Annotated in this window: 30 protein-coding genes and 2 pseudogenes; 16 read left to right on the top strand and 16 right to left on the bottom strand. The window is 67.6% G+C overall.

Annotated elements, in window-relative coordinates; all coding sequences use genetic code 11:
* The first annotated feature begins 46 nt into the window (after positions 1 to 46).
* A complete protein-coding gene (locus AC069H_RS13985; protein WP_478232498.1) occupies positions 47 to 1,012 on the top strand; it encodes an NAD-dependent epimerase/dehydratase family protein in 966 nt (321 codons plus the stop codon).
* A 148-nt stretch (positions 1,013 to 1,160) separates the two neighbouring features.
* Here the strand turns inward: AC069H_RS13985 and AC069H_RS13980 are convergent, their stop codons facing one another.
* The 3 genes from AC069H_RS13980 to AC069H_RS13970 form a co-directional block, all read right to left on the bottom strand.
* Complete coding sequence (locus AC069H_RS13980) at positions 1,161 to 1,376, bottom strand: hypothetical protein (protein ID WP_478228965.1); 216 nt, start codon at positions 1,374 to 1,376, stop codon at positions 1,161 to 1,163.
* 87 nt (positions 1,377 to 1,463) lie between these two features.
* Positions 1,464 to 1,763, bottom strand: coding sequence for an N-acetyltransferase family protein (locus AC069H_RS13975; protein WP_478232576.1), 300 nt, complete (start codon positions 1,761 to 1,763; stop codon positions 1,464 to 1,466).
* A 297-nt stretch (positions 1,764 to 2,060) separates the two neighbouring features.
* The gene (locus AC069H_RS13970; RefSeq protein WP_478232497.1) at positions 2,061 to 2,846 is read right to left on the bottom strand and encodes a S1 family peptidase; all 786 of its coding nucleotides are present in this window, start codon (positions 2,844 to 2,846) and stop codon (positions 2,061 to 2,063) included.
* Between the two features lie 356 nt (positions 2,847 to 3,202).
* On the opposite strand from AC069H_RS13970, the gene AC069H_RS13965 reads away from it, so the two are divergent.
* Positions 3,203 to 4,129: a hypothetical protein gene (locus AC069H_RS13965; RefSeq protein ID WP_478232496.1), complete on the top strand. Its 927-nt coding sequence runs from the start codon at positions 3,203 to 3,205 to the stop codon at positions 4,127 to 4,129.
* A 110-nt stretch (positions 4,130 to 4,239) separates the two neighbouring features.
* Here AC069H_RS13965 and AC069H_RS13960 read toward each other — a convergent pair whose 3' ends face one another.
* A complete protein-coding gene (locus tag AC069H_RS13960) occupies positions 4,240 to 4,797 on the bottom strand; it encodes an SMI1/KNR4 family protein (protein WP_478232495.1) in 558 nt (185 codons plus the stop codon).
* Positions 4,798 to 4,908: 111 nt separating this feature from the next.
* Here AC069H_RS13960 and AC069H_RS13955 point away from each other — a divergent pair, with 111 nt between their 5' ends.
* Positions 4,909 to 5,691 carry a hypothetical protein gene (locus AC069H_RS13955; protein ID WP_478232494.1) on the top strand — a complete coding sequence of 261 codons (783 nt, stop codon included), beginning with the start codon at positions 4,909 to 4,911 and terminating at the stop codon, positions 5,689 to 5,691.
* Between the two features lie 16 nt (positions 5,692 to 5,707).
* Here the strand turns inward: AC069H_RS13955 and AC069H_RS13950 are convergent, their stop codons facing one another.
* Positions 5,708 to 6,229: a CGNR zinc finger domain-containing protein gene (locus tag AC069H_RS13950; RefSeq protein WP_478228959.1), complete on the bottom strand. Its 522-nt coding sequence runs from the start codon at positions 6,227 to 6,229 to the stop codon at positions 5,708 to 5,710.
* A gap of 103 nt (positions 6,230 to 6,332) precedes the next feature.
* On the opposite strand from AC069H_RS13950, the gene AC069H_RS13945 reads away from it, so the two are divergent.
* Entirely contained in the window at positions 6,333 to 7,220 is an 888-nt protein-coding gene (locus AC069H_RS13945) for an alpha/beta fold hydrolase (protein ID WP_478232493.1), read from the top strand.
* A gap of 44 nt (positions 7,221 to 7,264) precedes the next feature.
* Positions 7,265 to 7,495, top strand: coding sequence for a hypothetical protein (locus AC069H_RS13940; protein ID WP_340682811.1), 231 nt, complete (start codon positions 7,265 to 7,267; stop codon positions 7,493 to 7,495).
* 8 nt (positions 7,496 to 7,503) lie between these two features.
* Here AC069H_RS13940 and AC069H_RS13935 read toward each other — a convergent pair whose 3' ends face one another.
* The 6 genes and pseudogenes from AC069H_RS13935 to AC069H_RS13910 all read right to left on the bottom strand — a co-directional run bounded on the left by AC069H_RS13935 (position 7,504) and on the right by AC069H_RS13910 (position 10,852).
* Positions 7,504 to 8,265 carry an ABC transporter permease gene (locus AC069H_RS13935; RefSeq protein ID WP_478232492.1) on the bottom strand — a complete coding sequence of 254 codons (762 nt, stop codon included), beginning with the start codon at positions 8,263 to 8,265 and terminating at the stop codon, positions 7,504 to 7,506.
* A gap of 11 nt (positions 8,266 to 8,276) precedes the next feature.
* Positions 8,277 to 8,790 (bottom strand): annotated as a pseudogene (locus tag AC069H_RS13930) (ATP-binding cassette domain-containing protein).
* A 28-nt stretch (positions 8,791 to 8,818) separates the two neighbouring features.
* On the bottom strand, positions 8,819 to 9,145 hold the full coding sequence (locus AC069H_RS13925) for a DUF1048 domain-containing protein (protein WP_478228957.1): 327 nt from the start codon (positions 9,143 to 9,145) through the stop codon (positions 8,819 to 8,821).
* A gap of 1 nt (position 9,146) precedes the next feature.
* The gene (locus AC069H_RS13920) at positions 9,147 to 9,503 is read right to left on the bottom strand and encodes a DUF1048 domain-containing protein (RefSeq protein ID WP_478228956.1); all 357 of its coding nucleotides are present in this window, start codon (positions 9,501 to 9,503) and stop codon (positions 9,147 to 9,149) included.
* Positions 9,500 to 9,826, bottom strand: a complete 327-nt coding sequence (locus AC069H_RS13915) for a PadR family transcriptional regulator (RefSeq protein ID WP_340682815.1) — start codon at positions 9,824 to 9,826, stop codon at positions 9,500 to 9,502. The genes AC069H_RS13920 and AC069H_RS13915 overlap by 4 nt, the downstream gene beginning before the upstream one ends.
* A 54-nt stretch (positions 9,827 to 9,880) precedes the next feature.
* Positions 9,881 to 10,852 carry a GlxA family transcriptional regulator gene (locus tag AC069H_RS13910; RefSeq protein ID WP_340682816.1) on the bottom strand — a complete coding sequence of 324 codons (972 nt, stop codon included), beginning with the start codon at positions 10,850 to 10,852 and terminating at the stop codon, positions 9,881 to 9,883.
* Positions 10,853 to 10,987: 135 nt separating this feature from the next.
* Here AC069H_RS13910 and AC069H_RS13905 point away from each other — a divergent pair, with 135 nt between their 5' ends.
* Positions 10,988 to 11,737 (top strand): dienelactone hydrolase family protein, encoded by a 750-nt coding sequence (locus AC069H_RS13905; protein ID WP_478232491.1) that lies wholly within the window; start codon positions 10,988 to 10,990, stop codon positions 11,735 to 11,737.
* Between the two features lie 38 nt (positions 11,738 to 11,775).
* Entirely contained in the window at positions 11,776 to 12,273 is a 498-nt protein-coding gene (locus tag AC069H_RS13900; protein WP_478232490.1) for an N-acetyltransferase family protein, read from the top strand.
* Between the two features lie 21 nt (positions 12,274 to 12,294).
* Here the strand turns inward: AC069H_RS13900 and AC069H_RS13895 are convergent, their stop codons facing one another.
* On the bottom strand, positions 12,295 to 13,071 hold the full coding sequence (locus AC069H_RS13895; RefSeq protein WP_478232489.1) for an endonuclease I family protein: 777 nt from the start codon (positions 13,069 to 13,071) through the stop codon (positions 12,295 to 12,297).
* Between the two features lie 176 nt (positions 13,072 to 13,247).
* Here AC069H_RS13895 and AC069H_RS13890 point away from each other — a divergent pair, with 176 nt between their 5' ends.
* From AC069H_RS13890 to AC069H_RS13880, 3 genes and pseudogenes are all read left to right on the top strand, one after another.
* A complete protein-coding gene (locus AC069H_RS13890; protein ID WP_478232488.1) occupies positions 13,248 to 13,679 on the top strand; it encodes a PPOX class F420-dependent oxidoreductase in 432 nt (143 codons plus the stop codon).
* Positions 13,680 to 13,969: 290 nt separating this feature from the next.
* Positions 13,970 to 14,338, top strand: a complete 369-nt coding sequence (locus AC069H_RS13885) for a hypothetical protein (RefSeq protein ID WP_478232487.1) — start codon at positions 13,970 to 13,972, stop codon at positions 14,336 to 14,338.
* Positions 14,339 to 14,447: 109 nt separating this feature from the next.
* Positions 14,448 to 15,683, top strand: a pseudogene (locus AC069H_RS13880) (HNH endonuclease signature motif containing protein).
* Between the two features lie 66 nt (positions 15,684 to 15,749).
* Here the strand turns inward: AC069H_RS13880 and AC069H_RS13875 are convergent.
* Both AC069H_RS13875 and AC069H_RS13870 read right to left on the bottom strand, forming a co-directional pair.
* Positions 15,750 to 16,943, bottom strand: coding sequence for an FAD-dependent monooxygenase (locus AC069H_RS13875; protein WP_478232486.1), 1,194 nt, complete (start codon positions 16,941 to 16,943; stop codon positions 15,750 to 15,752).
* Between the two features lie 18 nt (positions 16,944 to 16,961).
* The gene (locus tag AC069H_RS13870; protein WP_478232485.1) at positions 16,962 to 18,404 is read right to left on the bottom strand and encodes an MFS transporter; all 1,443 of its coding nucleotides are present in this window, start codon (positions 18,402 to 18,404) and stop codon (positions 16,962 to 16,964) included.
* 99 nt (positions 18,405 to 18,503) lie between these two features.
* Here AC069H_RS13870 and AC069H_RS13865 point away from each other — a divergent pair, with 99 nt between their 5' ends.
* From AC069H_RS13865 to AC069H_RS13840, 6 genes are all read left to right on the top strand, one after another.
* Entirely contained in the window at positions 18,504 to 19,139 is a 636-nt protein-coding gene (locus AC069H_RS13865) for a TetR/AcrR family transcriptional regulator (protein ID WP_478228950.1), read from the top strand.
* A gap of 112 nt (positions 19,140 to 19,251) precedes the next feature.
* Positions 19,252 to 19,695 (top strand): hypothetical protein, encoded by a 444-nt coding sequence (locus AC069H_RS13860; protein ID WP_478232484.1) that lies wholly within the window; start codon positions 19,252 to 19,254, stop codon positions 19,693 to 19,695.
* A 4-nt stretch (positions 19,696 to 19,699) separates the two neighbouring features.
* Positions 19,700 to 20,263 carry a Chromate resistance protein ChrB gene (locus AC069H_RS13855; RefSeq protein ID WP_478228948.1) on the top strand — a complete coding sequence of 188 codons (564 nt, stop codon included), beginning with the start codon at positions 19,700 to 19,702 and terminating at the stop codon, positions 20,261 to 20,263.
* A complete protein-coding gene (locus AC069H_RS13850; protein ID WP_478232483.1) occupies positions 20,260 to 20,682 on the top strand; it encodes a YkvA family protein in 423 nt (140 codons plus the stop codon). The genes AC069H_RS13855 and AC069H_RS13850 overlap by 4 nt, the downstream gene beginning before the upstream one ends.
* Positions 20,683 to 20,804: 122 nt before the next feature.
* Positions 20,805 to 23,114, top strand: coding sequence for a PQQ-dependent sugar dehydrogenase (locus AC069H_RS13845; protein WP_478232482.1), 2,310 nt, complete (start codon positions 20,805 to 20,807; stop codon positions 23,112 to 23,114).
* Between the two features lie 165 nt (positions 23,115 to 23,279).
* On the top strand, positions 23,280 to 23,870 hold the full coding sequence (locus tag AC069H_RS13840) for a hypothetical protein (protein ID WP_478232481.1): 591 nt from the start codon (positions 23,280 to 23,282) through the stop codon (positions 23,868 to 23,870).
* Between the two features lie 8 nt (positions 23,871 to 23,878).
* Here AC069H_RS13840 and AC069H_RS13835 read toward each other — a convergent pair whose 3' ends face one another.
* Both AC069H_RS13835 and AC069H_RS13830 read right to left on the bottom strand, forming a co-directional pair.
* A complete protein-coding gene (locus AC069H_RS13835; protein ID WP_478228944.1) occupies positions 23,879 to 24,313 on the bottom strand; it encodes a VOC family protein in 435 nt (144 codons plus the stop codon).
* On the bottom strand, positions 24,313 to 25,299 hold the full coding sequence (locus AC069H_RS13830; protein ID WP_478232480.1) for an aldo/keto reductase: 987 nt from the start codon (positions 25,297 to 25,299) through the stop codon (positions 24,313 to 24,315). The genes AC069H_RS13835 and AC069H_RS13830 overlap by 1 nt, the downstream gene beginning before the upstream one ends.
* Positions 25,300 to 25,334: the final 35 nt, after the last annotated feature.

Below are 25,334 nucleotides of genomic sequence, written 5' to 3'. Positions count from 1 at the left end.
CAGCAGGACGACAGGTACTTACCGCCCCCGATGAAAGGACAGCCCTGTGAAGGTCCTGGTAGTAGGCGGAACCGGGTTCATCGGACATCACATCGTGCGCGAACTACTGGCACGCGGGCACGACGTCACGGTCCTGGTCCGCACGCCACCCACGAATCTCCCCGCCGCGGTAACGGTCCGACTCGGCGACCTCACCGACCTGTCCGACGAACTACTCGACACGATCGTCGCCGGCCACACGGGCATCGTCATCGCATCGGCCGCCGCCGTCGCCGCACCGCGCGGCGCCGACATCGCCGTGTTCTTCCACGACACCAACGTCGCCCCCGTCGCGAGATTGCTCACCGCCGGATGCCGGGCACAATGCGACCGCGCTGTCATCCTCGGCAGTTTCTACGCCACCCTCCAGCGCGAACAGCCGGCACTCCGCCTGGCCGAACTCAACCCGTACATCGCCAGCAGAATCGAACAAGCCGAGCACGCACGCGCCGCGGTCAACACGGAAACGTCCGTGGCCGTTCTGGAACTCCCCTACGTCGCGGGCACAACCCCCGGCCGGCAATCACCTCTCGCGCCCATGCTGCACAGCCTGTCCATCGGTGACGCAGGCATCTTCGCCTACTCCGGCGCCACCGCCGTGGTCACCGTCACCCAAGTCGCGCGAGCCGCCGTCGCGGCACTGGACCGTCGCGCCAATGGCGACTATCCGATCGTCACCGCGAACCTCGCTTGGGCCGATCTCTTCACCCGCCTCGCAACCGCGAGCGGCCGCCCTCCCCAACGCGTCTGGAAGCTTCACTCACGCGTCATCGAACTCCTGATCCGCTTCGAAGGCATCCGCCGGCGCCGCCAAGGCTTCACCATCGGCTTCCATCCGGCACAGTGGAGCAAACTGCACGCCACCGCCATGATCCTCGACCCGGAAATCGCGCGAACCGAACTGGGCGTCGAGCCCGACGACCTCCACAACGCGCTCCAAGACTCCGCTCCGGACACTTCACCACGAGGTTGACCGCGGGACATCAGCTCAGCCGACGTCAGGACGGCCGGGCGCGTCACCCCTGCCGGCGAGCCTCGGCTGTACCGCGGAGGGCGGATCAACGGGAAGTGCCGCCGCAACCGGCGGTCGAATGACCGGTGACCATGGCCTCCGGACAGCGTCAACCCGTCGCCAGTGCCCGCCGCGACACACTGCCGGCGTGCACCGGTGCGATGAACACGCTGCGAGGCGGCGCCGGTCTCTCGTCATCCGGCAGGTCAAGGGCTTCCAAGCCGTCCTGCCACCGCACCCAGTCCTGGACGCACAAGCCCAGCCAGAACTCCACATCGTCGCAGTCGCGGCGGCGGCAACGGTTTCTGCTGCTATCGATCGTCATAGACCCAAGGAACCCTCCTCCCCCCATTCAGCTCCACACAGTACTGCGACGCCCCGGCCACCCGTTTCGCGACATGCCAACGGGTTGCTATCGAACGACGTCGTCCGGCCGAGTTCCCGGACGCGCGTCCAGGGGCACCGTGAGACAGGTGAGATCCGGTTCGACCTGCTCGGCTTGGGCGCCGGCTCGCCGCATCGCGCGGATCATCGCCGTGTTCGCGTCCTGGGCGATCGCGACGAGTGCCACGCTGTCGTCGGCGCGCGCGAGGGTGATCAGCCGGTCGAGCAAAGCCGTGCCGACGCGGCGGCCTTGCCACTGGTCCTCGACGAGGATGCCGACCTCCGCGCAGCGGCCGCTTCTCCGCAGCGTCGCCACCCCGGTGACCAGACCCGCCCGGGTTTCGGCGAGGAGGGTCCGAGTCCCCTTGTGCCCGAGCAGGCGCTCGATGCCGGTGGCCGGTCACGGCCGTACCGCCGGACGCGGCTCTCTTCGCTACACCGAGCGTGCATCTCGTCGATCGCCGCCCCGTCGCCGGGAGTGGCGGGACGGATCACCACGTCCGCGCCGACCGGCGGCTCCGGTGGCCCCGCGAGGCGGCGGTTGAGGGCGAGGACGGCCTCGTCAGGTGTGTCACGAAAGCCACTTCCGCGGTGCCGAAGGTGGCTTTCGCGACACGCCCCGACATCACGCCACGGTCTGCGTTCGGCTCGTTTGCTCGGCGATCCAGTCCCGGTACACCGTCACATCGGTCCAGATGCCCAGACCGCTGGCGCATTTCGGATCCGCGTCACCATCGCGGCTGGTGGCGCCGACCAGTTCCCACTCACCGGGCCTGCCCTTGATCTGCGGACCGCCGGAGTCGCCGTAGCAGCCCATCGCGTCCGGAGTGTCGGAACCGGTGCAGATCTCCTTGCCCGCGGCGATGGTGCGACAGTCCTCCGCCGGCCTGACCTTGGTGTCCAGTTCCTGGAGGATCTCCGGCGCGCCGCAGTTCTGGTCGGCGCAGTGCTCACCCCAGCCGAGGATCCGGGTCGCCGTTCCCGCGTCGCCCACGGCCTCGGCGATCTTGATCGGCTGCTCGGTCACCGGTTTGTCCAGCCGCACCAACGCGATGTCCTGGCCCAGCGGCTCCTTCCCGGTGAAGTCCGGATGCACGATGATCCGGCTGACCCCGGTCTCGGTGCCCCCGCTGGCGTGCTGCCGCGCCCCGATCCTGGTCCTGATCTGCCCCGGCTGCGCTCCCTGCACGCAGTGCGCCGCGGTCACCACCCAGTCCTCACTGATCAGCGAGCCGCCGCAGAAGTGCCTCCCGCCCTGCTGCAACGACACCATGAACGAGTAATCCTCGGTGGCGTCGTGCCCGCCGATGACGTAGGGCGTCGGCCCGTCAGCCGCCGCGGCGATCCCCGGTACCAGCACCGCTCCCGCCGTGGCCAACCCGATCATCAGTACGCCTGTTTTGCGAAGCATTATCGTGAACTCCCCGAAGACGACGAATTGCTGACAGTCGTCACGCTATGGGGTGATGATCACGACTGGATCGGCTCATCGGCCGGGTGCACATCGGCCGAATGGCCGACCCAGCGTGACGCCGCATCCGAGCAGCGACCCGATGAGTGGACACCTGTCGGCGAACTCGCCGATCGCCGCGGCGAGGCCGACGCACCGGCCGACCTCCGTCTTTTCCACGCGCGTCAGATGGACCACCGTCGGGGGGCCGGGATCTACCGGCGGACAGTGAGTCACCACTCCGGACTCGGCCCGGCGAGAGGACGCCGAACGGATCGTGCCCCACCTTGGCACCGCGGTGCCATCACACCCGGACAGTGGCCACCGGCCTTCGCCACCGGCGGCAGGTCAGCGGTGGAAACCCATTCACGACGGATCACGACTCCCTCATCCTGGGGACGCTGTTCCTTGCCCCCATGACCTTCGGTCGAAGCGACGGCTGCCTCGACGTCCACACAGGACTTGGCGAGTTCAGGAGCCACACCTGGCCTGATCGTCCTCGACGCTTCGCGTTCCACCGCCGTTGTCGGTCGATTTCACGGCGCCTCGCAATTCAGCCACGGTTCTCGATCCAGAACATCGCCAGGCTGATCACGGCGCCGCCGGCCGCCGTCGCCGCTCCGCGGACGAAACACCGCCGCACCAGTTCGCCGAATGGCAAGTCTTTTCGACCGGATCGCCGCGCCCGCCGTCGCGACCGTCGCTCTTCTGTCATTTCGCCGACGATTCGACGCTTCATTTGCTGGCTCCTCGAACATTGCCGCGTTCCTCCAGGGGAATACGATGCGATGACGGCCGGGTGCGCCATGCGCTTCGCGCTGCAGAAGTTCAAGTCGGTGCGGAGCTCGACTGCCGATTTCGTCGACCGGCTGTTGGCTCATCATCGCCGCGGAGTCACCGTACGGACGGACTCCGATGCCGATTCTCGGGGGCAAGACGAAACGGCGGAAAGGATTTCGCAGGCTGTCCTTCCAGTGATGATTCCAGGTGTGTGCAACTTGGCTGTCGAAGCCATGCTGAAGTTCGAAGAGCTCGCCGAGGACGACGGCGTGGAGTACGCCGTCTTCACCCTGTACCTCTTCTTCCTCGTCGCCTTGTCCTTCAGCTACGTGGCGGATCTGTACAGGATCACCTTGGCCGCGGGCGAATCGACCCGGGAGCTGACGGCCGAAGAAGCACATACTTTGTTTCGAGTCCGCAGTCGCCGGTGCGGGCGTCGCGAAGATCGCCGTGGAGATCGCTGAGGCCTTGCTCATCGACGAACTCGTCCAGCACCTCAGTGAACGAGGATGACGAACAGCCCCGACCTGGCTCCGACGACACCGAAGAGCACCTCGGCGCCCGGCTCACCCGTTCAGCAAAGATCGGGGACGACGAACGTGCTGTCTTCGACCTTGACGTGCCCGGCTTCGACGAGGTCGGCGGCACGGGCGAGAAACGCGGTGAGCGACGGCGCTTTCGGCTCGTCGAGCTCAGGGACGTTGGGACGGAACACGACCTGACCGCGGGTGCCACGTTCGCCGGGATCCAGGTCCAGGAAGTGGCAATCGCCCTGGAACGCGAGGAACGGCAGCCAGGATTCCGACCACACCGTCCACCGGTAGCAGGAAGGTTGCCCGACGGGCGTGGCCATGTCGCCGACCACGTCGGTCAGCATCCGGTGCATCTCGACGATCTCGTCGATGGTCAGGAAATGCTGGAAGTTGAGCGGGCCGTTCAACTCGTCGGGGTCGTCCTGGCCCGCCGACACGCTCAGCAGGGCGCACAGTTCGGGCGGCAGGACAAGCCCGGTCTCGGTGGCGAGCCGGTCGAGGTCGCGTTCGGTCGCGCCGGGCAGGAACGGCGCGGCGCCGGGTAGTTCCCGCTCGATCAGACTTCGTAACCGTGCGAACTCGCGGGCGGTCTGGTTCATGACGGCCAGTATTACGCAAGCACCGGTCTCTGCGGCCGCACGAACACCTGGATGACCTTGTTCGGGTCCGCCCAGTAGTCTCCAGCGGACAGTGCGACAGAGGGAGTTATCGTGGCCAGCCATTTCGAGGCGATCGGGATCGGCGTCACCAGTCAGGACGAGTTCGGGGAACTGGTGGTCTCCTCGATCAGCGCGGGCACGGCCCGGCAGATCGACAAGAAGACCAGCGAACATGTCTGGACCGACCCTTCCGGCGCCCGGCTGGTCGCGCAGGTTCGCAAGGGCGAGATCGACTTCCTTCTGCCCTGCCTGGCCGGCACGACGACGGCGGTACCGGTGCGCGACGTTCGCCTCGTCGACGCCGAGACCGCGATGCTCGACCTCCTCGACGGCGTCGCCGGGGAGATGATCTGCCCCATCGCGGTCGAGCTGGAAGACCGGGCGGTCCTCGCCAACGCCGGCGGGCGGCTCGAGTCCGGCTCCCTGGTGCTGGCGGCTCTCGCCGAAGACGTCACCGTGCACGCCGACGCCGATGCCTACGCGGCCTCCCAGGACGACGACGGACTGAAATTCGCAGCCGACCACTTCATCCCGTCCGGCACCTTCGCGCCCGAGGAGCCCTCGCCCGACTGGACGCCGTCCGCCCACGCGCTGTTCGCCTGCGAGGTCGTCGAGGCCGAAACTCCCGTGAATACGGTCACCGGCAAGGCATTTCATCGGATCCGGGTCCGCACCATCGCCGCGATCGAGCTCGACGTCGCCATCGCGGCCACCGAACTGGAGCAGCCGCCCGCACGCGGCAACATCGTGACGGGAACCTTCTTCCTGACCGGAAGGTTGGGACTACAGCCTGCCGACACCGAGGAAAAACGGCGCCGCTGGTTCCGGCGGTAGCCCTCGAGGGCGGGCGCTAGGCCGACCGTTCGCGGCGATAGTGACGAGCGGCCTTCGCCCGGTTGCCACAGGTTTCCATGGAGCACCATCGCCTGGTGCCGTTGCGGGTCGTGTCGTCGAAGTACAGCGTGCACACCGGATACGCCGAGCATCGCTTGATCCGTTCCGGGCGCGTGCGAAGCAGGGTCAAGTAGCCGTATGCCGCGAGCCATGCCGGTCGCCAGGCCGCTTCCTCGACCTCGACCACTTCTTCGGGGCCGCCTTGCCGCAGCTCCGGCCGCAAACGTCCGCGCGCCAGGACCTCGTTCAGCGCGCGTTCGGCGGAAACGCCGGGGCTTTCGAGCACCTCGCGCAGGACGGAACGCGTGTGACGCAACGGTTCCTCCGCTCCCGGCACATCCGGGAGGCCTCGCTCGGCCAGCCAGGCGCCCACCCCGCCGGGTTCGTCGAAGACGTCCCGCTGCTCACCACGGTCGGGCCACGTGGTGTTCAGCAGGTCCAGGGCGATCGGCTCGCCGACCAAGGGGCGTTGCAGCACAGCGTCATCCTACCCTCCGTCAGCCGCTTGACAGGTTAGGTCGCCCATGCTTACCTCTAACCGTTCAAACGTATTTAGACAGTTAGAGCAAGGAGCACCTGACATGCCCGAAGCAACCCGGTCCGCCGACGAGGTCTTTCACCGCACGGCGACCATCGACGGCCGCAGCGTGTTCTACCGGGAAGCCGGCGACCCCACCGCGCCCACCGTGCTGCTGCTGCACGGTTTCCCCACGTCGTCGCACATGTTCCGCACGTTGATCCCCGCGCTGGCCGACCGCTATCACGTCATCGCCCCCGACCACATCGGCTTCGGGTACTCGGACGCCCCGCCCGTCGATCGGTTCGACTATTCGTTCGAGAACCTGACCGCGATCACCATGGGGCTCATCGACGCGCTCGGCCTGGACCGTTTCGCCCTCTACATCCAGGACTACGGGGCACCCATCGGGCTCCGCATCGCGAGCCGTCATCCGGAGCGGGTCAGCGCACTGCTGGTGCAGTCCGGCAACGCCTACGTCGACGGCTTCACACCGTTCTGGGATGTGCTGTTCGCGCACGCCAAGGACCGCGAAACCCACGAAGAAGCCGTGCGCGAACTCCTGGAGCCCGCGGCGACCCGCTGGCAGTACACCCACGGTGTCCCCGCCGACCGGCTGGACCGGCTCACCCCGGACACCTGGACCCTCGACCAGGCCCTGCTCGACCGCCCCGGCAACAAGGAGGTGCAACTGCAGCTGTTCTGGGACTACCAGTTCAATCTCGACGTCTACCCGGCCTTCCAGCAGTACTTCCGCGACCACCGTCCGCCGACGCTCATCACCTGGGGCGAGCACGACGAGATCTTCGGCGCCGACGGAGCCCGCGCGTTCCTTCGAGACCTGCCCGACGCCGAACTGCACCTTCTCGACGCCGGGCATTTCGCCCTCGAAACGCACGGCCCGGAGATCGCCACCCTGATCCGGGACTTCCTCGACCGCACCTCGCGCTGACCGCCCGGCGCCGCCGTATCCTCAAGGCGAGGCGGAGGTGGGAAGTGACGGACGAACAGCTGCTCATCGAATTCGCGCTGACCCGCATGGACCATCCCGAACTCGACCTCGAGGAAGTGGCGACGCTGACCGTCCGGCGCCTTGGTGAGGACCGGATGCTGGACTTCGCCGGACGCACCCTCGTCAGCCGCGGCGAACTACGCGGAGCCGCGTTCCCGGCCGCGGTCGAACACGTGCTCCGCGTGGTCCTCACCTTGCGCGGCCCGGACGACTGACCGGCAGGTCAGGAGATCTTGCGCCGGTAGGTGATCGTGGCGAAGAAGTACGCGACGACGAGAAGACCGGCACACCAGGCCAGAGCGATCCAGATGCCGTCGCCGACCGGTTGCCGGCCGAACAGGGCACGGATGGCGTTGACGATCGACGTCACCGGCTGATGCTCCGCGAAGGCGCGCACGGGGCCCGGCATGGTGGCGGTGGGCACGAACGCCGAGCTGAGGAAGGGCAGGAAGATGAGCGGGTAGGAGAACGCGCTCGCCCCGTCGACGGATTTCGCGGACAGGCCGGGGATGACGGCCAGCCACGTCAGCGCCAGGGTGAACAGCAGCAGGATGCCGGCGACCGCGAACCAGGTCAGCACACCCGCCCCCGAACGGAAGCCCATGAGCAGGGCGACGCCCACGACGATGACCAGCGAGAGCAGATTGGCGGCCAGCGAGGTCAGTACGTGCGCCCACAACACGCCCGAGCGCGCGATGGGCAGCGATGGGAATCGCTCGAAGATCCCGCTCTTCATATCGGTGAAGAGCCGGAGCGCGGTGTAGGCGACACCCGACGCGACCGTGATCAGCAGGATGCCGGGCAGCATGTGGTTCACATACGAATCCGTCCCCGTTTCGATCGCGCCGCCGAAGACGTAGACGAACATCAGCATCATGGCGACCGGCATCATCGCGGTCGTGATGATGGTGTCCATGCTCCACGTGACATGTTTCATCGAGCGTCCCAACAGGACGGTCGTGTCACCGAAGAAATGTTCGCTCATCGTCTTCTCCCCTACTTGCCCGCGCCGACGATGGCCAGGAAGACGTCCTCGAGAGACGGCTGTTTCTCGACGTATTCGACCTCGGCGGGCGGGAGCAGCCGCTTCAGTTCGGCGAGCGTGCCGTTCACGATGATCCGTCCTTTGTGGAGGATCGCGATCCGGTCGGCGAGCTGTTCGGCCTCGTCCAGGAAGATCACCGGCGGATTCCCGATGAGGCTCATGGCGATGTCCAGCCGACGGCGCATCCCGCCCGAATACGTCGACACCTTCCGCGTGCCCGCGTCGGTCAGCGAAAACCGGGCCAGCAGATCGTCCGCGATCTTGCCTGATGCTTTCCCGCACGTTCGCCGGTCGCGTGGCGACATCCCAGCCATCGACACTCGCCTTCCCCGCGTCCGCCTTGAGCAACGTGGACAGGATTCTCACGACGGTGGTCTTGCCGGCCCCGCTGGAGCCGAGAAGGGCGAAGATGCTACCCCTCGCCACCTCGAAATCCACGCCCCGTAAGACATGCAGGGCCCACACCGAACCGCCCCGAGAGCGGTACTAGGCCTTACTTCCCGGCCATGCCGGATCGCCCGTCGAGGGACTCCTGATAGACGTCCGCGTAAGTGGGTGTGTCCTTGATCAGCTCGTCACAGAAGGCGGCGACGTCTTCACCGATGAGCTCCAGCACTCCCTTTCCGGACGCGGCTCCTTCCTCGAAGAAGTCCACGATCCCGGGCAGCAGGGGCCCGTCGGCCAGGTCGACCGGTCCCACCTTGAAAAGGTACTTCTGCATCTCCTTGTAGACGATCCGATAGTCCGGCGGGAGCGCCTTGACCCGCGCCACGTGCGCACGCCACTGCTTCTTGCCCTCGATGATGTCCTGGATGCCCACGTCAGCCTCCCAGCTGCTTCAGTTTCCTGGCGACGTTCCTGTTCAGCTGCTGACGCCAGCGGTCGCGATAGCCACGGCCACGCTCCCCGCCTGCCAGCGCCGCGCAGAAGCCCTCGATGTCGTCACCCAGCACCTCGCGCGCACTCTGCCCGTCCGCCGCCGTTTCCTCGAGCAACCCCAACGCGCCATCGAGGATCGGCATCAGATTCCGGCCGGTGAAGTCCGAATAGGACGAAAGATGCCCGGCGATCTGTTCCCACGCCGCCCGATGGTCGGCGGGCAAGGCCCCGACCCGGACCTCGAAGGCCTTCCATTCCCTGGTGAGATCGCCGCCCGTGATGGTGTCCCAGAACTTCATTTCCCGCCCTCCTTGAGCTTGTCGATCCGCGACGTGACGTACTCCCACTTCGCCCAGAACCTCGCGAGCTCCTCGCGCCCCGCGTCGTTGAGCGCGTAGAACTTACGCGGCGGCCCCTGCTCGGACGGCCGTTTCGTCACCTGGACCAGTCCGTTCTTCTCCAGCCGCAACAGGATCGCGTACACCGTCCCCTCGACCACTTCCGCGAAACCGAGCTCGTTCAACCGGCGCGTGATGGCGTACCCGTAGGTCTCCTCACCACCGACGATCTCCAGCACGCAACCCTCGAGCGTGCCCTTCAGCATCTCGGTCAGACCGTCCATCGCGCCCCTCTTCGACTCCCAGTAGTCAGTGTCACTGACTACCACTACAAAGTATCACAGAGTACTGGGGTCGCGGCGGAAGGCGGCCCTATAGTCACCGGGCCGCCTTCCCGTGTGCTTCGCGAAAAGCGCCGCGAACGTCCCCGGATCCCGATACCCGACGGCGGCGCAGATTCCGGCGACCGTCCGATCCGTCGTTTCGAGGAGATGCCGGGCGCGCCGGACACGTGAGGAATGCAGGTATTCGAGCGGCGTCTGTCCGGCCTCCTCCGCGAAGCGCCGCAGCAACGTCCGGGTGCTGACGTTGAAACGTCCGGCCAAGGCGGCGAGGTCGTAACGAACGGTCAGGTTCTGGTCCAGCCATCGCATGACCCGACGGGAAAACGCGTTGCCGGGCTGCGGCAGGAGGCGCGTGTCGACGTACGGCGTCTGCGACGACCGCGCGTCGTCCACCAGTGCCACCCGTGCCGTCGTCCGTGCCACTTCGGCGCCGCTGTGCTCACGGATCAGTTCGAGCGCGAAGTCGTACATGGCGCTGAACGCCGCCGTCGTAGTGACTCCCCTGTCGGTCACGACGAGACGCTCGGGCCGGACTTCGGTTTCGGGGCACCGCTGAGCCAGTTCGTCCGCGAAGAGCCATGAGGTGGTGGCGCGGCGATGGTCGAGCAGCCCGGCCGCGGCCAGCAGGAACGCGCCGACGCAGAGCGAGACGACGACGTCGCCCGCGGCGGCGTGCGACCGGATCGCTTCGATCTCCGGTGCGAGGTTCGCGATCTTCGCGTCGATGTCCTGTCCCGGCGTGAGCTCGAATCCCGGGACGACGAGGACGTCGACTTCACGCAGCGGCGAGACGGTCACCACGACACCGCCCGACGCCGAGACCCTGCGACGAGGGGAAACGACGAAAACCTCATATCCGGCGTGGTCCGGACCCGCGACGTGCGTGGCCATCGTCAGGAGATCGGGAACACCGAACACCTCGGACGCGAAGCAGCCAGGGTAGGCGAGGACTCCCACTCGCAGCATGTGGCGAGATTACCCCGATATCCGGCGATCTGGCCTATCCCTCCGAAGACCGCGCCGGTCGAAGCTTTCGCCATGCGTGGACACCTGGACGATGCCATCACCGACTTCTCACACCGGCTCGTGGAGGTGGACGGCGTGACGAAGACCGTTCACGTCGCGGGATCCGGGCCCGGAGTGGTACTGATGCCGGAAATGCCCGGCATCAGTCCTGACGTCCTTCGGTTCGCGCGGTGGGCGCGAGACGCCGGCTTCACCGTCTACGTTCCCTCGCTCTTCGGGCGCGACGGCGCCTATCCCATCGCGGAGGCGGGCGAGGAGGTGGTCCGCCGCGCTTGTGTCAGCGCCGAATTCCGCGCGTTCGCCGGAGGCGGCACCAGCCCCGTCACGCGGTGGCTGCGGGGGCTCGCGCGGATCGCCCACGCCGAATGCGGCGGTCCCGGGGTCGGCGCGATCGGCCTGTGCTTCACCGGCAACTTCGCCCTCACCATGGCGCTCGAACCCGCCGTCATCGCCCCCGTGGTCAACCACCCTTCGCTACCCCTGGACGACCCGGGCGCGCTCGAACTCGCCGAAGAGGACGCGATCGAGGTCCGGGACCGGATCGCGCGCGACGGCCTGAAGGTGCTCGCCTATCGCTTCGACGGCGACCGCTGGTGCACCGGACAGCGGTTCGCCGCCTACCGGGCACTCCTCGGTGACGCTTTCGACGGCCGGGTGCTGCCGGACAGCGCCGCGAACACCGACCCTCCCCCGTTTTTCCGTGACCTGGTGGGCACGCCGCACAGCGTCGTCACCGCCCATTTCGTCGACTCCGCCGGGAATCCCACACTGCGCGCGAGGGACGAGATCCTCGCCTTCCTCGCCGACCGGCTGACGACCCGGTAGAACGGTGAGGCGACGAGATCGGCCGAGAGGAGAACGCCATGTCCGAGCCGCGCCGAGCCCACGTCTCCGACCACAGCGCGATCGTCGACCGAGTCCAGCGGTGGTGGGGCGACTCGCACACCCCCGCCCAGGCCCGCGAACTTTCCCTGCTTGTCCCCAAGCTGTTCCTGCAGTTCTTCTCCGGCACGAGCCTGGTCTTGGAGGACGAAACCGGAATCAGGGCGTTCCTCGTCGGCTTCCACTCCCCCGACGACGACGCCGGGGCGTACATCCATTTCGTGGGTGTGGACCCCGAACTTCGCGGGCAGGGGACGGCCCGCCGCCTGTACACGACATTCTTCCAGCGCGCCGCCGAGGCGGGCCGCACGGAAGTCCGTGCGATCACCTCGCCGGGGAACGCCGGATCCATCGCCTTTCATCGCGCCATGGGGTTCACCCTCGAACCAGGGGATCGAGAGGTCGGCGGTCTCCCCGTGCACAGCGACTACGACGGTCCCGGCCAGGACAGGGTTTGCTTCTTCAGGAGAATCGCCTAGAACAGACTTACAGGACAGCGCCTAGCCGTAGATGGAGGCCGCCCATTCCGGATGGTCGATGAACGGGTTGCGGTTGTGCTGGAACTGGTCGTGGATGACCTGGTTACGGCGCTGCTCGGTGGCGTCGGGCGGGTCCTGGGTGTGCCAGCTCAGCAGGACCGAGATCCGGCCGATGTGGGGTTTGGACCCGTTGTCGACGGCGTCGTTGGGTTCGAGGTCGGGGAAACCGTCGGTGCCGTCGTACCGGACGCCCATGTACAGGATCATGCGGGCCACGTCGCCCTTGACCGCGTCGCGCGGCTCGAACGAGTCGTCATCGGTCAGGCTCCCGGGCGCTTCCTCGACCGGAGAACCACCGGCGTCGAAGTCCTTGCTCCCGCGCGTGCTGTTGACCGACGCGTCTTCCGCGCGCAGGTGGTGCAAGTCGGTACCGGGCCCGACCGCCGTGCCGAAGTCACCGTGCGACTTGGCCCAGACGTGTTCCCGGTTCCAGTCGTCGACTCCCCCGCCGTTGGCCGTCTTCGCCTGCGAGCGGCCGCTGTAGAGCAGTACGACGTTCGCCTTGTCGGCCGGATCCTCGTCGGCGGCCCTGATCCCGTCCCACACCTGTTCGTACGTCAGCTTGGTGTTGGTACTGATGATCTTGTGCAACGCCGCCTTGAGCTCGGGGCCGGTCTTGCCGAGTGCGTCCTGGTAGTAGTCGTCACCGGACGGACCCGCGAGGGTCGGCGACGCGAAGGCGATCCCCGCCGCGACACCGAGCGCGAGTACGACAGAGATTCGGCGGGCTGGCCGCATGGACAGTTCCTCTCCCCAGAGGCGCCGGCCCGGATCGTCGTCTGCTCCGCCACAACCCCGGCAACGCACTAGTCGTACAGTTGGAAAAATACTGTCATGAGTGTCAAGGGGCGACACCAGGTGACATCCGCGGTCGGCCACGCGACAATCGTCGTCCTGACTCACTGGAGGGCCCTGTGGCTGAGCTGAGCGAGCAGATCCGCGACTGGGTCGCGGCACCGAGGTTCTGGCACCTGGCCACGGTGAACCTGGACGGTTCCCCCCAGGTTTCCGCCATGTGGATCGACCTCGAAGGCGACCACATCGTGTTCAACACCGCCGTCGGCCGGGTAAAGGAGGAGAACCTGCGCCGCGAGCCTCGGGTGTCGTTGTCCTGCCTGGACAACGAGAATCCCTACGACCGGGTCGTGATCCACGGCCGGGTCGTCGAGTTCGTCGAAGGCGTCGAGGCGGATCGGTGCATCGACCGGCTGGCGAAGAAGTACGTCGGAACCGACCGTTTCGAATGGCGGGTCCCGGAAGAACGGCGGGTCAAGGTCCTCGTCGAGCCGACCCGCGCTCGCCATGTCGTCGGCGTCGAACCTTTCCGGCGCGGACATCAGCCGTAGGACACCCGGTCACGACGCAGTTCTGTCCATTTCGGACACACAGTCGCCGGAACTCCGCGAACGAAACGGTGCTCTCGCGAGTGACGTCGTTCTCGATCGTCACGGTAGCCTTGGTCGCGTCGAGCAGGACGTTGAGGTCATGGTCGACCTCCGGCCGGAAAGATATCGCTTCGAGACCCGAACGGCGCAACCGAGGGAATGGCCCACTACGTCCACGTCACATGAGATGGATCGCGGTGTGCCTTCTACTGGTCGTGGCGGGATGCGGTGTGGGCACGGGCAAAGGACAGGTGGAGCTCGAGACCTTCACGGCACTCGGCTCAGCCCGCGGGCTGGCGGGCTTGGAACCCGCGGAGCTGGGAACGGCCGACGCACAGGATCTCCAGCGAACCCTGGAGCGCGCCAAGATCTCGAACCTGGACGAAGTCCGTGCCGCCTTGTCGTTCGCGTCGCCGGCCGACCGGCGCGGCTTCGCCTTCGTCGTGCCCGGTTGCGCCGAGGACGGCGCGGAACTGACCGTCGAAGGCGATACGTTGAACGTCAACCTCACCGGCGGGGAAAACGTCAACTGCGCTACGGCGAACTACTTCCTCACCGTTTTTTCCGTCGAACGTGACTCGATCCCGGCGACACCGAAGTTGTCGACGATGCGCCGTTAGCCCGTGTCCTGTGAGCCTGTTCGAGGATGATGACGCGATGGCGAGTTCGGCCTGAAAGCAGGCGGCGCTTCTGGCGTAGGCCTCGGCATCGAAGCCGGGCGGTCCGGTCATCGCGTTGCCGCAAGAACTTTGGCGCGCCGGCAAGCTGGAGCTTGCCCATGGCGTGCAACAGTCCTTGCGGGTGATTCGGATGGCTACCGCCGGATTGGGGCAATTCCTGGCGGAGATCGAGTCTCGTGGTGCGAAAGACTCGTACGGCTATGGCCGCACGGCCAACTGGTTCGCCGATATGGCGGGGTTGTCGGTCGGTGAAGCGCGTGCGGTGGTGAACCGGGCCGTCGCGGTGAACCCCACCCGCGCGTTGGACGGCACCGAGGTTCCGCCTGTGGCTCCCGCGACCGCCGTAATGGCGGCAGAGGGGTTGGTCGGGATGAGCGGATCGAGCAGATCCTGGAGATCTTGAAGAAACTCCCCGCCGACACCTCTGCTGAGGACCGTGCCAGTGCGGAGAAAGTCCTGGCCGACCTCGCCCGGGATGCCGGTCCCGTCAGCTCGCCGAGGCCGAAGCGAACCTGCTGGGCTGGCTGGACCCCGACGGCAACGAACCGAAGGATCCCGAGCCCAAGGAGCCGCGCCAGGAAATCACCCTGGAGCGCCGCAAGGACGGGTTCTGGAAGCTGACCGGGCTGCTCGATGACGAGACCGGTGCCCGCACCGCCGCCGCGTTGGAGGCGTATGCCCAGCCGCGGCCGGTGGACGAGTTCGGGCAAGCCGATCTGCGAATGAAATGCGAACGCCTGGGAGACGCCTGGGCCGACATCCTCGACCTCGCCATCGCCTGCCCCGACCAACCCGGCACCAGCGGCTACCGCACGTTGCTGCACGTCACCATCGGACTCGACGAACTGAAATCCGGCCTCGGCACCGCGTGCCTCGATTTCGTCGGGACGATGACCGCGCGGGAAGCCCGGCTGGCTGCCTGCGATTGCCTGATGTTGCCGGTCGTGATGAGCGCCGCGGGCGAACCCTTGGATGTGGGGCGGCTCAGACGCTTCGTCACCCCAGGCCAGCGGCGTGCGTTGAACATCCGCGATGGGGGCTGTGCGTTCCCCGGCGTTCTGTCATCGGAAGCCGAAGAACTGCCACGCACACCACATTCATCACTGGGCAGACGGAGGACCCACCGATCTCCGGAATCTGGTGCTGCTGTGCGGTTTCCATCACCGGCTGATTCATCACGGTGACTGGGAAGTCCGCATGGCCGCCGACGACCCACCGGAGTTCATCCCACCCCAATACCGCGATCCGTTCCGAAACCTCGGCGCAATACCTCCACCACGTCTGACCACCGAGGAGGCCGCCAGTCGCACCGGCGACGGCCCTCTCGCCCCATCACCGTCATCCTGGAACCTCAATCCGCGTCCTGATACGCCACGGTGGAATCAGGCAGGACAAGGGCGGTGTGCTCGGGTCGCCCGCCGTCCGGCGGCAAGGTGCTGAGACCACGGAGCCGGCTGTCCCGTCGCGCGAGGGCTTCGGCGGTGACCGGGAAGAGTGCCGCGTCGCCGACGCCTACCTGCGCCTGGTTCAGTTCGACGAATTCCCGCGTTTCCCTTTCGTAGGCGTCGAAAGCCCCGGTGGTGGCGAGCGACCTCGCCAGCATGTAGGCACCGACGAGCGCGAGGCTGGTGCCTTGTCCTGTCAGGAAAGACGGCGCGTAGGCGGCATCGCCGACCAACCCGACGCGGCCGCTGGACCAGCGTGGCTGGTGGATCTGGCTGACGGTGTCGAAGAACAGGTCGTCCGCGTCGCGCATGGCGCCGAGCATGGCCGGGATTTCCCAGCCGTCGCGGGCGAAGGTCGTCGCGATGAGGTCTCGCCACGCTTGGGGATCGCGGAGGATCTCGTACGGCGGTTCGGGACGGGCGGCGACCAGGAAACCGTGGAGCTGGTCGCTTCCCTTGACCGCGTACAGCGCCGCCCCTCGGCCGGGCGCGTTCCAGAGCACACCTTCCCGCGACAGGCCGAATTCGTTGGGCATGGTGAAGCCGGCGAAGCAGTATCCCAAATAGCGGCGATAGTGCTGCTCGGGACCGAAAACGAGTTCCCTGGTGCGAGAGTGCAGTCCGTCGGCTCCCACCACCAGGTCGAAACCGCGCCGCGCTCCACTGCGGAAGGTGACATCGACACCGTCCTCGTGCTCGCTGAGCGTCTCGATCGAGTCGCCGAAGACGTACTCCACGTCGTCGCGCGTGGCTCCGTACAGGATTTCCGCCAGATCGCCGCGTCGCACCTCGACGTCGCGCCCTTCGACCCCGCCGGTCACCGTCTCCGGATGTACCGACGCCACCTCGCCGCCGTCGGCGCCGACGAAGGTCAGCAAACGGGTCTCGATATGCGCTTCTTGAAGCTGTGGCAGGATTCCCATGCGGCTGGCCACCTCCAAGGCGGTGCCGCGGACGTCGATCGGATATCCGCCGCCGCGCAGTCCGCCCGCCTTTTCCACCACCGTCACGGAAAATCCGTGACGTCGCAGCCAGAACGCGACGGCGGGGCCTGCGATGCTCGCTCCAGAGACCAGAACAGTGCCTTTCACGGTGTTCATTTCCTTTCTCCGTTTCCGTCAGAGAGAAGCCAGTGACGGGGTTTTGGTGCTGGAGCGCGACTTTCGCACCAGCATGACGACGAGGACGGCGGCGATCGCGAAGGCGACGGACGCGATGGTGACGTAGGTGAAGACACCCGTTCCCGAGTTCACCGTCTCGCCGCCGACGGACACGGCTGTCGACTTGAGCACCGCGGCGCCCACGAAGTCCAGCACCACCGATCCGATCGCGACGACGACCATGACCAGGCTGGAGACGATGCCCTGCCGTTCGGCCGGCGCGAGGCCGCCCGCCAGGTTGAAGCCGGAGGTCCCCAGCGCGCCGACCGTGAAACCCAGCAGGAAAGCGAAGAACACCGCGACGGGGAACTGCGAAACACCGACGAACATCCCGAGGGTGGCCACGGTTCCGAGCGCGATTCCGCCGGCCAGGGTCATCGCCGGCCCGACTCGGGTGGCGAGCATCCCGGCCACCGGGCCGCCGATCATGACGCCGATACCGGGTGCCGCGAGAAGCAGCGCCAGCGTTCCCTGACCTGCCAGGCCGTACCCGAGCCCTTGGTCCGCTGAGACATCGCTGACCAGCGGGATGAGCTGGAGCATGCTCTGGTACGAACCGGTGCCGAGGACGAGCACCAGCAACGTGAGCGCCAAAGGCGCACCGATAAGCCGGACGTCGATCAGCGAATCGGGCTTCCGGCTCGAGACGAGGAACCACCTGGACAAGGCCGCGGCACCGCCGGCGAGCAGGACCACCGGGCCGAGTCCGAGCCAGCCGAACTCCGAGCCGAGGCTGACGTAGCCGAGCACTCCGGCAAGGCCACCGCCGAGGAGCAGCGCCCCTCCGGCGTCGATCCTGCCCGGGGTCTTGAGCACGGATTCGGAAAGGACGGCGCGGACGCAGATCGCCATCGCGATCGCGACGACGGCCGACACGAGGAACAAGATCTGAAAACCGAACTCCGCGGCCAGTTTCTCGGTGAGGAAACGGGAACCGATGTTGAGCACCGCGGACCCGGAGGTCACGATGCCCACCACGATCATGGCGATCCGCGGTGCGCAGATCTCACGGACGATCGCGACCGAAAGGAACAAGGCGGCCACGGCCGCCCCTTGCAACAGGCGCCCGGGCACGAAGACCCAGAGACTTGGTGCGACCGCGCAGACGAGCGCGCCCGCGCAGCTGAGCAGCAAGGTCAGCACGAGCACCTTGCGTTTGCCGTGCACGTCGGCGCTCTTGCCGAGCAACGGCGCCCACATCACGCCCGCCAGCATGGCGCTGGCGTTGAGCCAGGCCGTCTGATCGGTGCCGAAGTGGTCGAGCATCTCCGGAAGGACGAGCAGCGGTGCGGTGATGGCCGTGTCGACCATGAAGTTGACGAGCACCAGCACCGCCACGAGGCCGATGAGCCGTCCGTTCCATCTTGTGTGTGGTCCTGCGCCGATCCTGCTCTCCTGCATGAAGGACTCCTTGTGCGGGATTCAGGGAAAGGCGGATCCCCCGCCTCAAAAACTACACTACACGGTGCAGTTTTCTGTGGCTGAGAATACGATGAGAACATGGCGACCCCGAGAGCTACCGCACGGACACCGGGCCGTCGGCTGCAGGCCGAGACCAAACGAACGGCGATCCTTGACGCCGCCGAGGCGTTGTTCGTGTCGGACGGCTACGAACTCACCAGCGTCGACGCGATCTCGGCACGGGCCGGAGTGTCCAAACGCACCGTCTACGACCACTTCGGTGACAAGCAGACCCTCTTCCGCGGCGTGCTCGGCCGCGCCAACGAAGCCGTGGTCGCGACCGTGCGCAAGGCGATCGACGAAGAACTCTCCGACGACCGCGACGTCCGCGACGCCTTGCTCGGTTTCGCGCGGCGGGTGACGACGGGGATGTTCCCGACTTCGGACTACGCGACGTTCCGGCGGTTGAGTTCGCAGGCCCCGGTGGCGCCTCGACTGCCTGAAGCGGCACGGGACGAACCCGAACGGATGATGGAGGAACGGTTCGCGAAGTTCGCGGTGGACGGCAAGCTCCGGCTGACCGACCCGCGGCGCGCCATGCAGCACTTCGTCGCCCTGACCATGCGTCTGGTCCTCGACGTGACCGACGAGGACCAGACGGGCGCAGTGGGCGAGCCGGAGGTCCTCGCGATCCTCGCCGACGGGGTGGACGTGTTCCTGCGCGCCTACGGCTGACGTCCTGTCACCCTTGAGAGCTACGCGCAGGTGCACTCCGCATGGTGACGATTCCCGGCCGCGTGATCCGTAGCGTGCCGGGTGAATCGTTCCCCTGTACCAGGAGTTCACCATGTCCCGTAAGGCATCCGCTCTGATCGCACTGTGCTGCGCCGTCGCAGGCGTGGCACTGTCGGCCTGCGACGAAGCCACGGAAGCGGAACCGGAGGCGCCCGCGAGCAGCAGCGCCGCCACACAGGATCGAGCCGCGTTCACCGGAACGCAGAAGATCAAGGTCGGCGAGCGTGCGGTGAACGTTTCGTGCGCCGGTGAGCCGGCCGATGGGCGGCCGGTCGTCGTCCTGCTGCACGGCGGGGGCGACGACGTCACAAAGCTGGCCGGACTCCAGAACACGCTGGCCGCGCGGCGACCGGGAGATACCAGACCGGGCCGAACAGCCGCCGCCACTGCTCCGAGACCCGCCGAAGGGAGACCACGAAGCGGATCTTATTCCGAACGGGTGAATCGCCCGTATGCCACTCGACCGGATCAGCGTGATGTTACGGACGTAACATGACAATGTGACTGGTGAACCTCGCGATCGCGGCTGGCTGGTGATCAGCGTGTCCACCGCCGCCGCCCCGGACTCGCTGCGTGTCCAGGTCTGGCGCAAACTCCGCTCCCTCGGCGCCCTTTACCTGCAGCAATCGGTGTGCCTGCTCCCCGCGCGAGCGGAGGTGGCGCGGGAGGTACTGCGTCTCGTCGACCGGGTCCGCCGTCAAGGCGGGACGGCGCGCGTGCTGCCGATGGAGTTCACCGACCCAGCCGAGGAACAGGCGGTGATCGCCGAACTGAACGAGGCCCGCGACGCCGAGTACGCCGAAGTCCTCGATCGGCTTCCCGAGCTGCGGCGGGAACTCGCGGACGAACAGGCCCGCGGCAACGCCACCTACGCGGAAGTCGAAGAATCCGAAGCCGACTTGAACCGGTTCCGCGGCTGGCTCGGCAAGATCACCGCCCGCGACTATTTCGCCGCTCCGGGCGGTCAGGCGGCCCGCGACTCCGTCGAACAGGCCGCGGTCGAACTCGCCGCCTTCGAGGAAGCCGCTCTGCGCGCCGAAGCCCCCGCACCTGGGCCGCGATGACCGGGTCGTTCTGGTGGGATCTGCTGCTCGGCCTCGGCGGCGCGCTGCTCGTGACCTGGCTCGCGCTCGTCGTGACGCTCGTTCTCGCCCGGCCGCGTGGCGGACTGCTCCGCGAGGCGCTGCGGCTGCTACCCGACGTGCTGCGGCTGATCCGCCGCCTGGCCGCGGACGGGACGCTGCCGCGTGGCGTCCGGATCAGACTCACGCTGCTGCTGGTCTACCTCGCCCTGCCCCTCGATCTCGTCCCCGATTTCATCCCCGTCCTGGGCTATGCCGACGACGCCATCATCGTCACGGTCGTCCTGCGCGGCGTCGTCCGCCGCGCCGGGCTCGACGCCGTCCGCGCGCACTGGCCCGGCACCGAAGACGGTTTCGACGCGCTCGCCCGCCTGATCGGTTTCCCCGCCGCCACGGGCTGATCGCGGCACGACCCACCCGGCACTTGCGTGCGTTTCCGGCAGACGCGTAACAACTTTCGGCCTTCTCGCGGCATACCGGAGAGCCGTCTTGTTCCGGCCGGTCCCCGCGCGGAGGAGTTCGTGTGCTGAGTTCCCGTCGTTTCCCGTTCCCCCGAAGATCACGGCGCGCGCTGGCGGTGGGCGTGGTCGGCCCGCTGATCGGCGCGCTCGCGGTCGGTCTCGTCACCGTCGCCCCCGCCGAAGCCGCGGTACCCGCCGGGTTCACCGACACGGTGGCGATCGGCGGGCTCAGCTCGCCGACCGCCACCGCGTTCGCGCCGGACGGACGGGTGTTCGTCGCCGAAAAGAGCGGTCTGGTCAAGGTCTTCGACTCGCTCGCCGACACGACGGCGACGGTGTTCGCCGACCTCCGTCCGCAGACACAGGACTTCTGGGATCGCGGCCTGCTCGGGCTCGCCGTCGACCCCGCTTTTCCCGCCAGGCCGTACGTCTACGTCTCGTACACCCTCGACGCGGAGCCCGGCGGGACCGCGCCGCGATGGGGTGACACCTGCCCGACCCCGCCCGGCGCCACGGACAAGGGATGCGTCGTGACCGGCCGGGTCTCCCAGCTGACGATGGGTTCGGCCGGCACGGCCGTCAGCGAAAAGCCTCTGGTCACGGGGTGGTGCCAGCAGTTCCCCAGCCACTCGGTCGGTGCGCTCGCCTTCGGGCCGGACGGTGCCCTGTACGCGGGCGGCGGTGACGGCGCCAGCTTCACCTTCACCGACTACGGCCAGGCCGGGAACCCGTGCGCCGATCCGCCCTCGCCTGCCGGGACGAACCTCGCGCCGCCGACCGCCGAGGGCGGCGCGCTGCGTTCGCAGTCGCCACGGCGCCCTGCCGGGCAGCCGGTCCTGCTCAACGGAACGGTGCTGCGCATCGACCCGGACACCGGCGAAGGCGTCCCCGGCAACCCCTTCGCGAACAGCGCCGACGCCAACGCCCGGCGCGTGATCGCCTACGGCGCTCGCAACCAGTTCCGGTTCGGCTTCCGGCCGGGCACCGGCGAGCTCTGGGCGGGTGACGTCGGCTGGGACACCTGGGAGGAGATCAACCGCGTCGCCGACGTCGGTGACGGCGTGGCGGAGAACTTCGGCTGGCCCTGTTTCGAAGGCAACGCCAGGCAGGCAGGCTACGACGGCGCGAACCTCGACCGCTGCGAGTCCCTGTACTCCTCCGGCGGGCACTCCGTGCCCTACTACGCCTACAACCACCGCGCCAAGGTGGTGGCGAGCGACCCCTGCCCCACCGGAGGCTCGTCGATCAGCGGCATCGCGTTCGAATCCGGCAGCAACTACCCCGCCGACTACTCCGGCGCGTTGTTCTTCTCCGACTCGTCCCGTGGGTGCATCTGGGCCATGCAGGCCGTCGACGGCCAGCCGAGCCCAAGCCGTCTCGTACCGTTCGTGACCGGCGTCAACGTCCCGGTGCAGGTGCTCACCGGACCGGGCGGCGACCTGTTCTACGTCGCGCTGGGCAGCGGCGAACTCCGCCGCGTGAGCCATCCGGGCGGCACCAACCGGCCGCCTTCCGCGGCGTCCACGGCGAATCCGACGAGCGGACCGGCTCCGCTGACCGTGCGGTTCGACGGCACGTCCTCCACCGACCCGGACGCCGGGGACACCCTGTCCTACGCCTGGGATCTCGACGCGGACGGCGCGTACGACGACTCGTCGGACTCCGTCCCCACCTGGACCTACACCGCGGCCGCCGCCGTCGATGCCGGATTGCGGGTGACGGACTCCCACGGCGCGAGCGCGACCACGACGGTGCGGGTGACCGTCGGCAACCCGGAGGGCCTCGACCCGGTGCCGGTCATCGACAGCCCGGCAAGCACGCTGACCTGGTCCGTCGGCCAGAGCGTGTCCTTCTCCGGCCGCGCCGTCGACGCCCAGGACGGACAGCTCCCGGCGGCGGCGCTCTCGTGGCGGCTCGCGATCCGGCACTGCGCGACCAACGGCACCTGCCATACGCACAACGTCCAGGACTTCCCCGGCGCCGCGGCAGGCTCGTTCGTCGCACCGGACCACGACTACCCGTCGTACCTGCGGCTGACCCTCATCGCGACCGACTCGACCGGCCGGACCGGCAGCAAGACCGTCGACCTCCAGCCCCAGACGGTGTCGCTGAGCTTCACCTCCAGTCCCAACCAGGCGATGCTCACCGTCGGCGGCACGCAGCAGCGCACACCGTTCTCCCGGACGGTGATCGCCGGCTCCACCAACTCGATCAGCGCGGACAGCCCGCAGAATCTGCCGCCGCTCAACCTGAAGTACGCCTTCACCGGCTGGGCGCACGGCGGTGCGCGGACGCAGAACATCATCGCGCCGGGTACATCCACGACCTACCAGGCGAAGTACCGGCTCTGCTGGCTGTTGCAACCCTGCTGAAGTCCAAGACGGCGGGTTCGCGTGTCACGCGAACCCGCCACAGCATGCTTTTCCTTGTCGCGGAACACCTTTCGCCACAACCGTAAGATCCTCGAAAGGGTCGGAACCCCCTCCGGGAACACCTCGTCGGATCGCCGATCCAGATCCGCACGAAGGGTGGATCCGATGACCTATCCAGGCCTGCCCGACCAGCAGAACACCCAGTCTTCGACCGTCAAGCCCGGTGTGGCCATCGGGATCCTGGTCGCGGTGATCGCGCTGGTCGCCTTCTGCGTCACCGGTTTCGCCGCGCCCGGTTTCCTGCTCCGCAAAGGGCCCGGGATCTCGTTGCCCGCCCCGCTCAGCAGCCCGACGACCAGCTCTTCACCCACGAGCACCACGGAAAGCCCGACCAGCACCAGGGTCAGCCGTCCGAGCCGCCAGCGGATCACCATCACCAGGCGCCCGGCTCCGCCGCCGGAGAAGGGCATTCAGGTGATCGCGGATTTCCTCGCCGAGATCGCCGCGGGGGACAAGCCGGCGGCGATCGCGCTCGCTTGCGAGGCGCAGAAGAGGTTCATGGACGACAAGATCGATTCTCTTCTCCCGCTGGGTTCCCGCGTTCAGATGACGACCACCGGCGGGACGGCCAAGTTCGTCTTGGCCGACGTCGCCGGAGTCGTCAAAGGACGGTCCGCCAGGGGCACCGTGATCGCGGACCGCACGGAGGACGGCGGCTTCTGCATCACGACGTTCAGCATTCGCGACGCGCGCTGAACGTGACCTCAGTCGAGACAGAACTCATTGCCCTCGATGTCCTGCATCACGATGCAGGACTCGTTCTCCCCGTCGGCGAGCATGACCCGCTCGCAGACCGCACCGAGCGCCTCCAAGCGGGTGCGTTCGGCCTGGAGGGCGGCGAGACGCTCTTCCCCCACGAGCCCGGTGCCCGCCCGCACGCAGAGATGCACCCGGTTCTTGACGACCTTGCCTTCGGGGACACGCTGGAAGTACAGCCGCGGGCCCACCCCGGTGGGGTCGCTGCAGGCGAAGCTGGCGTCCTGTTTCTCGGGCGGCAGCGTGCGGGTGTGGTCGTCCCAGGTGGCGAACCCCTCCGGCGGCGACGGCACGACGTACCCCAGCACCTCGCACCAGAAACGGGCGAGACGCTCGGGTTTCGCGCAGTCGAAAGTGACCTGGACCTGTTTCACCGACACCATCAGACCACCCTAGTCGCTGTCGAACCGATCAAACCCGCGGCGCGCAGATCGGCCCAGACCTGTGCGGGCACCTCCGCGGCGAAGGACTCCACGTTGCGTCGTACCTCTTCGGCGGACCGCATCCCGACCGCGATGCCGGCGACGGCCGGGTGCTGGAGCGGGAAGGCCATGGCCGCTTGGGGAAGCGTCACGCCGTGCGCCTCGCACACGTCGGCGATCCGGTTCGCCCGCTCCACGACTTCCGGTGATGCGGTCTCGTAGTCGAAGCGCGCTCCCGCAACCGGCCTCGGCACGGCGAGCAGCCCGGAGTTGAAGACCGACGCCGCGATCACCGAGACACCGCGTTCCTCGCACGCGGGCAGGAAGGTGTCGAGAGCGCTGTGCTCGAGCAGCGTGTGGCGGCCGGACTGCATGATCACGTCGACATCGGTCTCCTCGACCAAAGTGGTCAGCATGGCCGTGTCGTACATACCGGCGCCGATCGCGCCGACGATCCCTTCCGACCGCAGTTCCGCGAGGGCTGGGTAGCCGTCGCGCATCGCGTCGTCGAAGTACTCCTCGGCGTCGTGCAGGTACAGCACGTCGATCCGGTCCAGGCCCATCCGCTCCAGGGAATCCTCGACGCTGCGCCGGATCCCGTCGCGCGTGAAGTCGCGTACCCGGCGATGCGTCGCGGGGACGTGGAAGCCCGCCGGATCCCTTTGCCCATCCGCATCCTGGGGTACCAGCAGGCGGCCGACCTTCGTCGACAGGACGAAGGAATCACGCGGCCGCGAGCGCAGGAACTCGCCGATGCGGCGTTCGGAATGCCCGATCCCGTAATGCGGTGACGTGTCGTAGTACCGGATCCCGCCGTCCCAGGCCGCGGCCAGCGCCCCCGCCGCGGTCTCGTCGTCCAGTGGCGCGAACAAGCCGCCGAGCGGCCCGCCGCCGAAACCCAGCCGCGTCACCTCGACATCGGTGCGCCCGAGTCGCCTCGTCTCCATAACAGGCCCCCTTGATCAGGTCGGCGACCACGGTG

The organism is Amycolatopsis sp. NPDC043887 (assembly GCF_056435665.1).
The sequence above is the reverse complement of the archived record's forward strand: the minus strand, read 5'-3'. Positions and strand labels throughout refer to the sequence as shown.